This is a genomic window from Enterobacter sp. Bisph1 (genome assembly GCF_000814905.1).
In the GTDB taxonomy this organism is placed as follows: domain Bacteria; phylum Pseudomonadota; class Gammaproteobacteria; order Enterobacterales; family Enterobacteriaceae; genus Kosakonia.
The window spans coordinates 1-14159 of record NZ_JXAG01000032.1 but is presented as its reverse complement, the minus strand read 5'-3'; the positions used below and the strand labels follow the sequence as shown (position 1 = coordinate 14159).

14 protein-coding genes are annotated in these 14159 nt (G+C 56.3%); 10 read left to right on the top strand and 4 right to left on the bottom strand.

Translation table 11 applies throughout. The features are described 5' to 3' along the window. Window positions 1-214 precede the first annotated feature (214 nt). The 6 genes from ydcS (at window position 215) to RW65_RS06840 (ending at window position 6037) form a co-directional block, all read left to right on the top strand. Entirely contained in the window at window positions 215-1357 is a 1143-nt protein-coding gene (ydcS, locus tag RW65_RS06865) for a putative ABC transporter substrate-binding protein YdcS (RefSeq protein WP_039055959.1), read from the top strand. A gap of 17 nt (window positions 1358-1374) precedes the next feature. Further along, a complete protein-coding gene (locus RW65_RS06860; protein WP_039055958.1) occupies window positions 1375-2388 on the top strand; it encodes an ABC transporter ATP-binding protein in 1014 nt (337 codons plus the stop codon). After that, the gene (locus RW65_RS06855) at window positions 2385-3311 is read left to right on the top strand and encodes an ABC transporter permease (protein WP_039055956.1); all 927 of its coding nucleotides are present in this window, start codon (window positions 2385-2387) and stop codon (window positions 3309-3311) included. The genes RW65_RS06860 and RW65_RS06855 overlap by 4 nt, the downstream gene beginning before the upstream one ends. Then, window positions 3301-4092 carry an ABC transporter permease gene (locus RW65_RS06850; protein ID WP_039055955.1) on the top strand — a complete coding sequence of 264 codons (792 nt, stop codon included), beginning with the start codon at window positions 3301-3303 and terminating at the stop codon, window positions 4090-4092. The genes RW65_RS06855 and RW65_RS06850 overlap by 11 nt, the downstream gene beginning before the upstream one ends. A gap of 21 nt (window positions 4093-4113) precedes the next feature. After that, on the top strand, window positions 4114-5538 hold the full coding sequence (gene patD, locus RW65_RS06845; RefSeq protein ID WP_039055954.1) for an aminobutyraldehyde dehydrogenase: 1425 nt from the start codon (window positions 4114-4116) through the stop codon (window positions 5536-5538). Window positions 5539-5815: 277 nt separating this feature from the next. After that, a complete protein-coding gene (locus RW65_RS06840) occupies window positions 5816-6037 on the top strand; it encodes a hypothetical protein (protein WP_039055953.1) in 222 nt (73 codons plus the stop codon). A gap of 55 nt (window positions 6038-6092) precedes the next feature. Here the strand turns inward: RW65_RS06840 and RW65_RS06835 are convergent, their stop codons facing one another. Continuing rightward, on the bottom strand, window positions 6093-6530 hold the full coding sequence (locus RW65_RS06835) for an ECs1072 family phage-associated protein (protein WP_039055952.1): 438 nt from the start codon (window positions 6528-6530) through the stop codon (window positions 6093-6095). A gap of 230 nt (window positions 6531-6760) precedes the next feature. On the opposite strand from RW65_RS06835, the gene RW65_RS06830 reads away from it, so the two are divergent. The 4 genes from RW65_RS06830 to RW65_RS06825 all read left to right on the top strand — a co-directional run bounded on the left by RW65_RS06830 (window position 6761) and on the right by RW65_RS06825 (window position 8493). After that, window positions 6761-7051, top strand: coding sequence for a hypothetical protein (locus RW65_RS06830; RefSeq protein ID WP_039055951.1), 291 nt, complete (start codon window positions 6761-6763; stop codon window positions 7049-7051). Window positions 7052-7223: 172 nt separating this feature from the next. Next, entirely contained in the window at window positions 7224-7397 is a 174-nt protein-coding gene (locus tag RW65_RS21675; RefSeq protein ID WP_072037712.1) for a GhoT/OrtT family toxin, read from the top strand. Window positions 7398-7493: 96 nt separating this feature from the next. Further along, window positions 7494-7667, top strand: coding sequence for a GhoT/OrtT family toxin (locus RW65_RS21670; RefSeq protein WP_072037711.1), 174 nt, complete (start codon window positions 7494-7496; stop codon window positions 7665-7667). Window positions 7668-7731: 64 nt separating this feature from the next. Continuing rightward, window positions 7732-8493 carry an alpha/beta fold hydrolase gene (locus RW65_RS06825; RefSeq protein ID WP_039055950.1) on the top strand — a complete coding sequence of 254 codons (762 nt, stop codon included), beginning with the start codon at window positions 7732-7734 and terminating at the stop codon, window positions 8491-8493. Between the two features lie 52 nt (window positions 8494-8545). Here the strand turns inward: RW65_RS06825 and RW65_RS06820 are convergent, their stop codons facing one another. The 3 genes from RW65_RS06820 to RW65_RS06810 form a co-directional block, all read right to left on the bottom strand. Next, the gene (locus tag RW65_RS06820) at window positions 8546-10720 is read right to left on the bottom strand and encodes a virulence factor SrfC family protein (protein ID WP_039055949.1); all 2175 of its coding nucleotides are present in this window, start codon (window positions 10718-10720) and stop codon (window positions 8546-8548) included. Continuing rightward, window positions 10717-13698 (bottom strand): virulence factor SrfB, encoded by a 2982-nt coding sequence (locus tag RW65_RS06815; RefSeq protein WP_039055948.1) that lies wholly within the window; start codon window positions 13696-13698, stop codon window positions 10717-10719. The genes RW65_RS06820 and RW65_RS06815 overlap by 4 nt, the downstream gene beginning before the upstream one ends. Before the next feature lie 4 nt (window positions 13699-13702). Continuing rightward, window positions 13703-14159: SrfA family protein (locus RW65_RS06810; protein WP_039055947.1), on the bottom strand; the 457-nt coding region annotated here is incomplete at its 5' end.

Genomic DNA, 14159 nt, shown 5'->3' with positions numbered 1-14159 from the left:
AGAGATAAAAGTCATTTCGCTAACCCCTTGTCTATACTCCAAAAGAGCGCAAGCCAGCCGTTTCATTGCTAACGTAATGCGTCATCTGTCACATCCTTACGAAAATTCCGACGGGCCTCATTCATGCCTTCAGCGCGCCGTCTATTTTTATTAAGGGAGATATATTTACGGCAAGGCTGCCGCACTTTTTTCTTTTCGACAGGAGTAGAAAATAATGAGCAAGCAATTTGCCTGCAGCAGCCTGTGCGCGCTGGGCCTGACCGTAATGACGGCACACGCCACCGAACCCACAGAGGTGGGAAAAGGAGAAGGTCGGCTGGATATCATCGCCTGGCCGGGGTATATCGAGCGCGGCCAGACCGATAAACAGTATGACTGGGTGACCGCCTTTGAAAAGGAGAGCGGCTGTGCGGTGAATGTGAAAACCGCCGCCACTTCCGATGAGATGGTCAGCCTGATGGCGAAGGGGGGATACGATCTGGTCACCGCCTCCGGCGATGCCTCCCTGCGTCTGATCATGGGTAAACGCGTCCAGCCGATTAACACGGCGCTGATTCCAAACTGGAAAAACCTCGATCCAAAACTGGTGAAAGGCGAGTGGTTTAACGTCGCAGGAAAAACCTGGGGCACGCCGTACCAGTGGGGGCCAAACCTGTTGATGTATAACAGCAAAACTTTCCCAACGCCGCCGGACAGCTGGGCGGTGGTGTTTGTTGAACAAAACCTGCCGGACGGCAAAAGCAACAAAGGGCGGGTACAGGCCTATGACGGGCCGATCTATATCGCCGATGCGGCACTGTTTCTCAAAGCCACCCAGCCGCAGCTCGGCATTAACGATCCCTACCAGCTTACCGAAGCGCAATATCAGGCGGTGCTAAAAACCCTGCGCGATCAGCATTTGCTTATCCATCGCTACTGGCATGACACCACGGTACAGATGAGTGATTTCAAAAACGAAGGAGTCGTCGCCTCCAGTGCCTGGCCCTTTCAGGCCAACGGCCTGAAAGGGGAAAACCAGCCGATTGCCACCGTATTTCCGAAAGAGGGCGTCACCGGCTGGTCCGATACCACCATGCTCCACGCCGACGCCAAACATCCAAACTGTGCTTATAAATGGATGAACTGGTCGCTCACGCCAAAAGTGCAGGGTGATGTAGCAGCCTGGTTTGGTTCCCTGCCGGTGGTACCGGAAGGGTGCAAAGCCAGCACCTTGCTAGGTGAAAAAGGCTGCGAAACCAATGGCTATAGCTTCTTTGACAAAATCGCCTTCTGGAAAACGCCGGTCGCCGAAGGGGGCAAATATGTTCCCTACAGCCGCTGGACGCAGGATTACATCGCCATTATGGGCGGCCGTTAATCTGCCGGGAGCGTGCTATGACTTTTGCCGTGGAGTTTGAGGATGTCGCCAGAGTCTATGGCGATGTCCGGGCGGTTGACGGCGTAACGCTCGCCGTTAACGACGGGGAGTTTTTCTCAATGCTGGGCCCTTCCGGCTCCGGCAAAACCACCTGCCTGCGGCTGATCGCTGGCTTTGAACAGCTCAGCGGGGGCGCTATACGCATTTTTGGCCGTGAAGCCAGCGAGCTACCGCCCTGGCAGCGGGACGTCAACACCGTCTTTCAGGACTACGCACTGTTTCCCCATATGTCGGTGCTGGATAACGTCGCCTATGGCCTGATGGTAAAAGGGGTGGATAAAAAGCAGCGCCATACCCGCGCCCGCGACGCGCTGGAGAAAGTGGCGCTGGGTTTTGTTCACGCCCGCAAACCGTCGCAGCTTTCCGGCGGCCAGCGACAGCGCGTGGCGATTGCCCGTGCGCTGGTTAACGCACCCCGGGTGCTGTTGCTGGACGAGCCGTTGGGGGCGCTGGATTTAAAATTGCGCGAACAGATGCAGTTCGAATTAAAAAAGCTGCAGCAGGATCTGGGCATCACCTTTATTTTTGTCACCCACGATCAGGGCGAAGCACTGTCGATGTCCGATCGCGTTGCGGTGTTCAACAATGGCCGTATTGAACAGATCGATACGCCGCGGGATCTCTATCTGCGCCCGCGCACGCCCTTTGTTGCCGGTTTCGTCGGCACGGCAAATGTCTTTGATGCGCCTTTAGCGCAACGGCTGTGTGGCATGAATGGGGTTTTCTCCCTGCGCCCGGAGCATATTCGCCTCAATACGCCGGGGGAAATTGAAACCAGTGCCATTGTGCAGGCGGTGCAGTATCAGGGCGCATTGACGCGGTTTGAGCTGCGTCTTGGGCAGGGAGAAAAGCTGCTGGTTAGCCAGGCGAATCTTTCGGATGCGACCCCCTCGCTCACTCTTGCGCCGGGTCAGCAAGTACAAGTTTCCTGGCCGCGTGCGGCGATGGTGCCGCTGGAGGGTGGCCCATGAGCACGCTGCCAACCGCCATGAAAGGCAAACCAAGCGCGCTCTTCTGGCGTAAGCCGGTTTACGGGCTGATCCTGTTATTACTCGCGCCGCTGATGTGGTTTGGCATCGTCTATCTGGGCTCGCTGCTTACGTTGTTATGGCAGGGGTTCTACACCTTTGACGATTTCACCATGTCGGTGACGCCGGATCTCACCTTCGGCAACCTGCTGGCGCTGTTCAACCCGGCGAACTACGACATCATTATTCGCACCCTGATGATGGCGGTGTCAGTGACCATCGCCAGCGCGATTTTGGCGTTTCCGATGGCCTGGTATATGGCGCGCTATGCGCAGGGCAAATGGAAGGCGTTCTTTTATATCGCCGTGATGTTGCCAATGTGGGCCAGCTATATCGTTAAAGCCTACGCCTGGACACTGCTGCTGGCGAAAGATGGCGTCGCGCAATGGTTTCTCACGCATATGGGGATTGAACCGCTGCTCACGGCATTTTTAACCTTGCCCGCCGTTGGGGGGAATACGCTTTCCACCTCCGGGCTGGGACGTTTTCTGGTGTTCGTCTATATCTGGCTGCCGTTTATGATCCTGCCGATTCAGGCGGCGCTGGAACGTTTGCCCGCGTCGCTTTTGCAAGCCTCCGCCGATTTAGGCGCGCATCCCCGACAAACTTTCCGCTATGTCGTGCTGCCGCTGGCGGTTCCGGGTATCGCGGCGGGTTCAATATTTACCTTTTCGCTGACGCTGGGTGATTTTATCGTGCCCCAGCTCGTCGGCCCACCGGGCTATTTTATTGGCAATATGGTGTATGCCCAGCAGGGGGCGATTGGCAATATGCCGATGGCCGCGGCATTTACTCTCGTGCCGATTGTGTTGATTGCCGTCTATCTGGCGTTCGTGAAGCGCCTGGGAGCCTTTGATGCACTTTGAACGCGCACCGTGGCTGCTCAAAGTCGCCTCATGGGGCGGCGTTATCTTTCTCCACTTCCCGCTTTTAATCATCGTTATCTATGCTTTCAATACCGAGGAGGCTGCGTTCAGCTTTCCACCGCAGGGCTTTACGCTGCGCTGGTTTAGCGTTGCGGCTGCGCGCGGCGACATTCTTGATTCAGTGACGTTGTCACTTAAAATTGCCGCGCTGGCAACGGCTATCGCCTTGATTCTTGGCACACTTGCTGCAATGGCCTTATGGCGCAGCACCTTTTTTGGCAAAAATGCCATCTCACTCTTGTTGCTGCTGCCGATTGCGCTACCGGGAATTATTACCGGTCTGGCACTGTTAACTGCCTTTAAAGCGGTCAATCTGGAGCCGGGCTTTTTCACTATCGTCATCGGTCACGCCACGTTTTGCGTCGTGGTGGTGTTTAACAACGTCATTGCCCGGTTCCGGCGAACGTCATGGAGCCTGGTGGAAGCGTCGATGGATTTAGGTGCCACGGGCTGGCAGACCTTTCGCTATGTGGTACTGCCTAATCTTAGCTCGGCGCTACTCGCCGGCGGCATGCTGGCGTTTGCCTTGTCCTTTGACGAAATTATCGTCACTACCTTTACCGCAGGCCACGAGCGGACGTTGCCGTTATGGCTGCTAAACCAGCTGGGCCGTCCGCGTGACGTGCCGGTCACCAACGTAGTGGCGCTGCTGGTGATGCTACTGACAACCATCCCGATTCTGGGCGCCTGGTGGCTGACCCGTGATACCGAAAATAACTGACCAAGCTGAAAGGAAATAACTATGCAACATCAACTGTTTATCAATGGAGAATTGGTTAACGGCGCAGGCGAGAAGCAGGCCGTTTACAACCCCGCCACCGGTGACGTGTTGCTGGAGATTGCCGAAGCGTCCGCCGGGCAGGTCGATGCCGCCGTACAGGCCGCCGATCGCGCCTTTGCCAGTTGGGGGCAAACCACGCCGAAAGCGCGCGCCGAATGCCTGCTGCAGCTGGCGCAGGTGATTGAGGACAATGGCGAAACCTTTGCCCGGCTGGAGTCCCTTAACTGCGGCAAACCTTTCCACTGCGTGCTCAATGATGAGATCCCGGCGGTGGTGGATGTGTTTCGCTTCTTCGCCGGGGCCGCACGCTGCCTTAACGGGCTGGCGGCGGGTGAGTATCTGGAAGGGCACACTTCGATGATCCGCCGCGATCCGCTGGGGGTTATCGCCTCGATTGCGCCCTGGAACTACCCGCTGATGATGGCGGCCTGGAAGCTTGCGCCAGCGCTGGCTGCAGGCAATTGTGTGGTGCTGAAACCCTCGGAAATTACCCCGCTTACGGCATTGAAGCTGGCGGAACTGGCGAAAGATATTTTCCCGGCTGGTGTACTTAATGTGCTGTTCGGTCGCGGCAGCACCGTTGGCGATCCGTTGACCGGTCACGAAAAGGTACGGATGGTTTCTCTGACCGGCTCGATTGCCACCGGCGAGCACATTATTGGGCATACCGCTTCGTCAATTAAGCGTACTCATATGGAGCTGGGCGGCAAAGCGCCGGTGATCGTCTTTGATGATGCGGATCTTGATGCGGTGGTAGAAGGGGTGCGCACCTTCGGTTTCTACAATGCCGGTCAGGACTGTACCGCCGCCTGTCGTATTTACGCGCAAAAAGGCATTTATGACGCGCTGGTGGAAAAGCTCGGCGCGGCGGTTGCCAGCCTGAAAATGGGTGCGCCGGACGACGAAGCAACGGAATTGGGGCCGCTCAGCTCCGCCGCCCATCTGGCGCGGGTGAGTCAGGCCGTCGATGAGGCAAAAGCCCTGAGTCATATTCGCGTCGTCACCGGCGGTAAAAAGCAGGAAGGCGCAGGGTATTATTACCCGCCAACCCTGCTGGCGGGGGCGAAGCAGGAAGATGCCATTGTGCAGCGGGAAGTGTTTGGTCCGGTGGTGAGCGTCACGGTGTTTGATGATGAGGAGCAGGTACTGGGCTGGGCCAACGATTCGCAATATGGGCTGGCGTCCTCAGTATGGACACAAAACGTGGGCCGCGCCCATCGTCTTAGCGCGCGCCTGCAATATGGCTGCACCTGGGTGAATACCCATTTTATGCTGGTCAGCGAAATGCCCCACGGCGGACAGAAATTCTCCGGCTATGGCAAAGATATGTCCCTTTATGGGCTGGAAGATTACACCGTAGTGCGACATGTGATGATCAAACACTAATGCATTATTCAGCGCCAGGGATGGCGTGAATGACCATAACTCCCCCATATAACATGAGAGATATCTCAAAATAAATTATCGGTGTTGTTATTAATGAAAAACTGGTTTAATAACGACTAGCCATCAGCGGCGTGGCGAAATAAAAACGTAAATAAAACCGCATCCCGACATTGTACTGAGCGTTGTCACGAAATTGTCATTAACGCGAAAAACGGCATTCATTGCTGCCCTTCACAATGTCTGGCTTTTGAAATATCAGGCAAAGGTAATTAATAAAATGAGTAAAATAGTGGTTGTGCTCGTACCAGGGGGCGCATCGGAGTTTTTGACCGTTGAGGATGGAGAAACCTCGGTGAAGTGGGAGATAGCAGGGCTTGACGGCGGCGCGGCAAGCGGCACCATGCCTATCGAAACCTACTTTTGCGAAGGTGAAGAGTTTTATTTCGCCCGGGTAGAAAATCTTGCGCGTGGGGATAGCGCACCGGCGCTGTTGAATTAAAAATAAGGGCTCTGTCGAGCCCTTATTTATTTAACAATGTAATTAATTCACAGGCTTACCTTTTAAGGAATACCTCGTTTTCTCGGGGTGCCCAATCCTTCTCTGAAAAATCGTAGGTCGAGAACGGCTCGTCCTTCACACCCTGCGAGCGCAGCACGGCGCGCACTTCCGCCGGCAGGGTTTCTTCACGGAAGAGCTCCGCCAGCACAAACATGGCGTCAATAAACGACAGCTGTTTCACTTCAAAAGGTTTCCAGCCGGTGCGTTTAAATATCAAATGATACAGCGCCTCTTCACCGGCAAGCGGCACAAAACTGCTGGCATACTTTTCCCGATGGCGAGAAAGTAATACTTCGAGGACGAATATCTGTGCGACGCGCTGCCGGGCGGCATTGCCACGTGCACTATCCGTCGTCATATCGACGTGCGTGATATCATTATTTTCCCGCACCCGAACTTCTATGGCTTGCCACAGGTCGTCATATTTCTGCATAACCCTACCTTGTTTCATCTAATGTCGCTGTTACCCGAAAACAATAACAGACAGCAGGCAAGGCCACCAAATTCCACAGTGTTAATGTTAATGTCTGAACCGAATAAAATAAGCCTTAAGCGAAATTTGTGAATATATCGTTCCATCAACGGCTTCGTTTGTGTTTAATGATTTTCTGTTTGCCAGCTTAATAAGCCTGGCGGTATCAGATAATTCAGCGGAACAGACAAATGAAGAAGGGTTTACTGATGTGGGCGATTATCGCCGCAGCGGGAAGTATGGCGACAACGGGCGTCGCTAAAACCGGGCCGTTATCAGATGCACAAATCAAACAGGCGATAATTGCCGAATCCATTGCCAGCTACCCACGTTCCTGTGCCTGCCCCTATAACCGCGCGCGAAACGGCAGCGCCTGCGGCAAGCGCAGCGCATGGAGCCGGGCGGGGGGTTATGCGCCCATATGCTATGCCGACGAGATAACGAAACAGGATATTGAACAGTGGCGTGATAACCACCGTTAATAAAAAGCGCCGTCGAATAAACGGTCGCAACGCTTAGGCTTCATTATATTTTTTAGCGGCTTAAAACAAAAATGCCTGACCAACCCCGGCTTGCAAAACGATTTAAACTTGATATAAATCAATAAAAAGAGCATATTGCGCGCGGGTTGTTATTTACGGGTTAAAGTTTGTTATGTCGCTATACCAAAAAATGTTGGTTTTCTATTGCGTTATGGCGCTGATTAGCGCGTTGATCACATGGTTCCTGTCACACGATCGTAAACGTATTCGCCTGTTGAGCGCTTTTTTAGTCGGCTCGACATGGCCGATGAGCTTTCCCGTCGCGCTATTATTTTCCATATTTTGATCAGCGGCGACAAAGCGTGACGGCACCAGGAATAACGCGCTGAGAATTAGGGCATTATGGTAAGCGGATGTATTCCCTAAGGACAGGAGACAGACGTTGGATCTCTATAGCAAACTGCTTATTTTCTACGTTGTGATGGCGTTATTAAGCGCCGTGGCAACCTGGTTTCTCGCCAAAGATAGCCGCAAAATCCGCCTGCTGAGCGCCGTATTAGTTGGTGCGACCTGGCCCATCAGCTTCCCTGTTGCATTACTCTTTTCACTACTGTGAGCCTGTTCTCGCCACGACAGCGTCTTGCTGTATATAATTACAGTATTATGTTGGAGGGATGGTAATGCAAAGTTTCTATTCATTGCACGCGCGGGGCCGGGTGCGCTGGCACTGGTTGCCGGGCAAAGGCGATCCGGTGGTGTTTATTCACGGTCTGGGCTGCGCCTCGTCCTTTGATTATCCGCGTATCGTCGCCGATGCGGCGTTTGGCGGCAGACAGGCAATTCTGATCGACCTGCCGGGTTACGGCTACAGCGAACGACCGGCCAGTTTTTCGTATCGCACCGGCGATCAGGCGCAGGTGGTGATTGAGCTGCTGGATAATCTGGGTCTCGATGCCTTCTGGTTATACGGCCACAGTATGGGCGGCAGCATTGCTATCGAAGTCGCTGCGCGCCTCGCCCAGCGCGTCAAGGGGCTGGCAGTGTCAGAACCCAATTTTTACCCCGGCGGCGGGGTTTACAGCCGCGAGATTGCCGCCCAGGATGAAGCCGATTTTATCACCTGCGGCTACGCCAGCCTGCTGGCGCAGGAGAAAAGCGCGTGGGCCGGAAGTCTGCAGAGCAGTGCACCGTGGGCGCTCTGGCGCGGGGCGAAAAGCCTCGTTGACGGCATTGAACCCAGCTGGATGGAGCTTTTCGCCAATTTTACCCCACCAAAAACGCTGATTTTCGGCGCGCTATCGCTGCCGGATAAAGACGCAGAATGCGTTCAACGGCAGGGTATTTCCCTGCGCATCATTCCTGACGCCGGCCATGCCATGTCGGAAGAACGGCCTGGATTGCTGGCGCAGGCGCTGAACGACTTTATTACCGAGCATGAATAAGCGGCCCGATTGAAAGAAAAAACCCGGCGCACGCAGGTGGCCGGGTGATTTTTTATGGCAGCAGCGTTTTCAGCTTCTTACGCGCCGCCGGGCTGATATCCAGCGGGTGGCTGTAACCGATGTTCTCCGTCGCCCGGTGGTACAGCGCGACCAGCCAGTCGTAAACGTAGCGGGTTGCTGCATGCACCGGCTGTTCGCTCAGGCGGGTTAAACGCGTTTGCGGTGCGCCTGCCGCATCGCTGGAGAAAATTGTTTTACCTTTGTTGACCCGGCTTTCCGGGCGATCCGCTGGCGCGACATCGGCATAGCCCAGCCAGGCAACAAAGTTACCAATCTCGGCGTACAGCTGTGCGGCACAGGCGGTATCGCGCTGCATAATTTTCTGCAGCCGGTCCGGTAAATTCAGCCGATAGCTGCTGACAATCACAATTTCTGCCATCTGGCGCAGCGCGGCGGGGCTTAAGCCTAAACGCGCGGCGTTATCATCATTGCGGCTCCACTGGCGAACATGATTTACCCATAATGCGTGCGCCTGTTGCCCGACATCTTTTGCCAGCCCTTGCGTCTCGCTGCGTTCCACCGTTTCAGCAAACAGATCGATGGATTCATTAAACAGGCCGCTGACTTTCTCTTCGCGCGGCTGCTGAACTTTCCATAGCGTGTCGAACTGCTGCATATCCGGCTGCAAACCTTCCAGCAATTCGCCGTGGCGCGACGCCTGGACTTGTAACTCGCGTACCACGGATTCCGCGCTGGCACGCTGCGCTACCGCATCTTTCGCGCCGCTGGCGCACCAGGGTTGCAGTAAATCGCGCAGGGCGCGCTGATGACGCTCGTTGAGGGCTTTTAAACGCTGTTGGCGCAGCGCAGGCGACGTTGCCTGCCCCAGCCACTCCAGCAAGCGCTGCAGGCTGCTGGCATCCAGCGCCTGCAAGGTGCCCCAGTGCTGACCGGGTTTGCCAATTAACTGCTGAACGGCCTCGTCGAGATTCTGCGCGTGGGTAAAACGCGCATCATGGGGGGTAATCGCCCATACCAGCCCCGGCAGTGCCGTTTCCTGGCCCGACTGGGTCTCTTTCACCCAGTTAAGCAACGCGCGGGCCGTCGAGGCGGTCGCTGCACGCTCAAGGGTCGCATTACAGATCATCAACACATCCGGCTGCAGGCGCTGGCGGTAGCTCTCCAGCAGCCAGCGGCATTTGCTACGCCACAACGGTTGACCATCCTGCGGACCCGGTGCCGGAATATCGACAATATCCACCGCCGCTAACACCGTATTTTCAACCGGCAGCACCAGCTCGCGGGTGATAAGGGTCAGGGTGGTCAGCGGAATACTCACCGCATTGTGCAACCGATCGTTCGACCACGGATGCACCACCACTTCATCATGGATTTCACCGCCCGCAGATTCAGAGGGCGTTAAGAATCCGTCCGTTGGCAGGGCAAAGGTATCAACCAGCAGACTGAGCGGCGCGGCCAGTTCCTGAGCATTACCGGTCTGGTGCAGAGTATGCGCCAGCGTCAGCCACTGCTGCGTCAGCTCTTGCTGCTCGCCCCACAATAGCGACCACGCACTGGCGCGGGCGCTGAGATCGAGGGACGGCAGCAGGCAGGCAAACTGGTACCACAAAGCATCGTCCATCTGCTGCGACGACGAGGGCACCGCCGCGCGCCAGAAACGGGCAATCGCACCGATATCCTCCGCCGTTATTCCCGGTACCGCATTGGGTTGACGCAGGGAGCGCCATTTCGCTACGCGATCTTCAATCACCGATTTATCCACCGCGCGCAGATCCGGCTGGGAAAGGGCATGGGCGATAAAAATCTGCACCAGCTCCGCCTCGCTGATAATCCGCAGGCACAGCGGGAAACCCTCATCCATTGGTGCGAGATGCTGGGTAAAACGCAGCGCCATGCTGGTCACGCCATGACCGGGATTGATATGGGTGAAATAATCCAGGGTTTTTTCGCCGGGACGGACACTGAGCCGCCCGTTACCGCTGCCGCACAGAGCGTTTAGCAGATGGGCTTTGGCAGCCTGTGAATGGCCATACAGACCGACGGTGCAGGGCACGTTCGCCGCCTGCTGCAGCGCGGTCTCTTCCGCACTAGCAGTGGTCAGGCGCGACAGCAGCGCATCGGCATCATCATCCAGCAAAGGTGCGTGTTGGCGGTTTTCGTTGATCCAGGTCGTCAGTGCCTGGGTGGTTTTTGCGCTCGCACTCATTTCAGATACACACTCCCGCTGTCAATCCAGTAATGGCTGCCGCTGTGGCGGCGATCGGCCAGCGTATTCAGTTTAAACGTTAACGCATCAGCGGCCACCGGCGTGCCGTCCTGCAGCCAGGCTTCGCTGAGGGTAAAAGCTTCCGGGCCGTGCTGCTTATTGCCGCCGCTAAATTGCAAACGCACATTCAGCACGCCGTCACCGGCGATGGTTTTTGCCAGCTCCTGCGAGTTGATACTCAGGGTATAGAGCGGGGTGGCAGGCCAGCGGGCGTTAGCGAGCTGACGAAAGCCCAGGGTGACATTTCCGCGCAGCGGAAAGTGCAGGCGCGCATCGAGTTTGGCACCCGGTTTATCCAGATCGATATCGTGATACCAGATATTCTCATCGCGCAGAGTATTCACTACGTTATCCAGCACACCGAGGTAGCGCACGGTGGAATAAGCGCCGATATCCGCCGCTTTAAAGTTAAAGCGCGGCAGGCGTAAATCCAGGGCGAGGCTGCAGAGCATCGCGCCAACCGCCGCCGTTGATTTCGGGTTACCGATTTTGCCCTGTTGGCTAAAGGGATACCACTCATGGACGCGGTATTTATCCAGCCAGATCATGCGGTTTACCGGAACCGGCTGCAGATGGCGAATCAATGCCTGCACGCCGGGCAGGCAGCCGGGACGGCCGGTAATCAACAGCACATCACAGCAGTAGTGGCTGATAGCTTCGCACACCGCATGCAGCGGGGCGGTCATGGTAAATTGCCCGGCCAGCATCGCATCCTGCAGCTCGCGGAAGTTGACCTGCAACGGTACCGCCAGCACATCAAATTCCGCTGAACCCGACGGCAGCGCATGATCGATCGCCTGCTTAAGGTAGTTCATCACGTTGCGCGTCGGCTGCTGGGTCAGCAATTCGCCAAAAGTGGCGTGCAGTCCGGCGAGAGGATCGTTAATGTCGCTCTCTTCCCACGCGGCGAGGATGGCGTGACCGATCGGCATAAACAGCTGCAGCGTGGTCTGCTGGCGCAGCACCGCCTGGGTGTCAATGCGCCCGGAATCGCCAAACAGCGTTGCCATAATAGCAGCGGCATCGGTAATGCCCGCTTTCTGCATCTGCGTTTGTAACGCGGGCAGCACGCAGCGCTGAATCACATCCAGTAAAATATCATCGCCGGCGATTTTAAACCCTTCACGGAACAGCAGCTGCGGGGTGATTTTGACGTTACTGCCGGTGCCATCATCAAGCTGATAATGGGTGATCGCCATATCCGTCGTGCCGCCGCCAATATCGAGGGAGGCCACGCGCAGCGAGCGGCCTTGTACCGCTCCCGGCGCTTCGGCGCGATCCGGGCGCGCCAGCGAAGCAAAGAAGGTTTCCGTTTGCCCGGCAAAGCGCGAGATAGCTTCGTTATAGAGCCACACCAGCTGACCGCAGCTGGCTTCATCCCACTCCATGTGAATCAGCGGAACCGGCACCACGCTTTTTTCCTGCTGCTTGCGGTTGGCAAAATCTTCATCCTGCGGATGCCAGCCCATCGCTTTCCACACCAGCGCAATAGCTTCAAACATACGGCGGCGGAAAATTTCACGCTCCTGTTTCGGCATCGCCGAGGGCAGGGTCAGAATGATGGTGCGCAGCTGACGCGGCGAAGCCGGGAACCCCAGGCGCAGACGCGTCGCCACGCTGTTGATCTGCCCAAGGGCCTGCGACAGCAGTTCGCACAGCATATGGGTCATCAGCGTACTGCGGCTGTACTGCGGCGAGAAGACCGGTAAACGCTCATCCAGCGGCAGGCTGTAGAGCGGTTGGCCTTCATCGTTCATCAGATTCATCAGCGGGAAGGCGGTCGCCAGCGGCTCGCGCTGGGTTTTACTGTTCATCTGGCTAAAGCGCCAGTCCTGCAATACCGGGGTTTCATCCCACAGATAACGGCGCGGGCTGGAGATACCGCTGTTGCCTTCGGTGCCGACGCGCTGCATCGCCAGCTTGCGGGCTTCATCGCCGACACGCACAATCGACGGCCAGACAAAGGCGTCTTCGCGACCGCTCTCAACGGAAAAGTGTTGTTTACCAAAACGCGCCTCAGAAAACTCCAGGCGGCTTGTAAACAGCGGTTCATTGAGAAACTGCGGTTCGCTTAGAGAACGTACCTGCAGCTCCGCCGTCTGGCGTAGCCCATCGTTGGCATCACCATGATCTTCAATGATCACCCCACAGGTATGGGTATTACCGACGTCGAGAATCAGATCGACCGGGATCGCCGGCGTGCTTAAGGTGTGGGTGACGATTTTGACTTCCGGCACCTGCAGCTGCATACCGAGCAGGCTCATGATATTGAGCCAGTGTGCCTGGTACTCAAAGCCGCGCAGGGCCTGATTAAGATCGCGTTCACTGCGGGTTTCGTGCTGCGCAATATAGTGCATAAAGGCTTCGCGCAGCCAGCCATCGACCCAGGTTTGGTCGAGAAAATCCGCCACTTCGTCATCGCGCCAGGCCAGCGAAAAGCGCGTGCCGTTGAGTATGTCATTCTGCTGGGGAGCCAGCGCAGCCGGGGATTGACCGTTGATCTGGCTATCGAGAGCCAGCGTCACGCGGTGAGTATTCCCGGCGCTGTCCGGTTCGCTCAACTTGCGGATCTGCACCCGCGCCCAGTTATCCGGGCCTTCCACAAAGGTGCGCGGTGGGTTGAAACGCAAAAACGGAATCGGCAGCCATACGCCATCAAGGATCGCCAGCGAATAGTGCAGCGAATGGGTACTTTCAGGTTTGACCACTTCCGGCAAACCGCCATCGCGGTTCGGCAGAGTGTAGCGTTCGTTAACCACATCGAAATCGAGACGCAGCAGCGGGCCGTTGGCGGTTTTACGTACAAACCGGCCATTGTTAGCGGAGTCCTGCGGCGTCAGGCCAAAATCAAGAAACTGCACGCCGCTGTTGGCAATCAGCGTCACGCTCTGTTTGTAGTCGCAAAGATTAACCAGCATAAACTCAGTCACCTGTCTTTCTGAACGTCACCGGAACGGTGGTATGGGCGTCAAAACGCGCGCTGCACTCCGCGACGTCGTTGCTGCCTGCTTTACAGGAAATTTCCGGCATCGGATAGCGCGTGCCGTCGCTGCAACGGGCGGTGCTGCGGCTCTTGATCAGCAGTTCGCCGGTTTCATGCAGACCGGAGAAGAGATCGGCGCGGCAGGTAATATTTTTACCGAGCACGATTTTTGCCGTCCCTTTGTTGTTCTGCAGCTGATAGCGCACCACCGGCGCTTTTCCGCTAACGGGATCTTTCACATCCATCGCCACGCGCCAGTTGCCGTTAAGGAATTTGGTCGAGCCGATCTTAACCGCCAGCGCATCCATCACCAGCGCATCTTTCGGGATCGACGCGATAACCACCGGGCCTTTCTCTGGCGGTTTTTCTTCCACCGCTTTAGCGGCGGGTGCCGCG

Coding starts and splice junctions, on each gene's coding strand:
- patD (WP_039055954.1), top strand. CDS start 4,114: ATGCAACATCAACTGTTTATCAATGGAGAATTGGTTAACGGCGCAGGC.
- RW65_RS06860 (WP_039055958.1), top strand. CDS start 1,375: ATGACTTTTGCCGTGGAGTTTGAGGATGTCGCCAGAGTCTATGGCGAT.
- RW65_RS21675 (WP_072037712.1), top strand. CDS start 7,224: ATGTCGCTATACCAAAAAATGTTGGTTTTCTATTGCGTTATGGCGCTG.
- RW65_RS06820 (WP_039055949.1), bottom strand. CDS start 10,720: ATGAGTGCGAGCGCAAAAACCACCCAGGCACTGACGACCTGGATCAAC.
- RW65_RS06850 (WP_039055955.1), top strand. CDS start 3,301: ATGCACTTTGAACGCGCACCGTGGCTGCTCAAAGTCGCCTCATGGGGC.
- RW65_RS06840 (WP_039055953.1), top strand. CDS start 5,816: ATGAGTAAAATAGTGGTTGTGCTCGTACCAGGGGGCGCATCGGAGTTT.
- RW65_RS06855 (WP_039055956.1), top strand. CDS start 2,385: ATGAGCACGCTGCCAACCGCCATGAAAGGCAAACCAAGCGCGCTCTTC.
- RW65_RS06835 (WP_039055952.1), bottom strand. CDS start 6,530: ATGCAGAAATATGACGACCTGTGGCAAGCCATAGAAGTTCGGGTGCGG.
- RW65_RS06815 (WP_039055948.1), bottom strand. CDS start 13,698: ATGCTGGTTAATCTTTGCGACTACAAACAGAGCGTGACGCTGATTGCC.
- RW65_RS06825 (WP_039055950.1), top strand. CDS start 7,732: ATGCAAAGTTTCTATTCATTGCACGCGCGGGGCCGGGTGCGCTGGCAC.
- RW65_RS06830 (WP_039055951.1), top strand. CDS start 6,761: ATGAAGAAGGGTTTACTGATGTGGGCGATTATCGCCGCAGCGGGAAGT.
- ydcS (WP_039055959.1), top strand. CDS start 215: ATGAGCAAGCAATTTGCCTGCAGCAGCCTGTGCGCGCTGGGCCTGACC.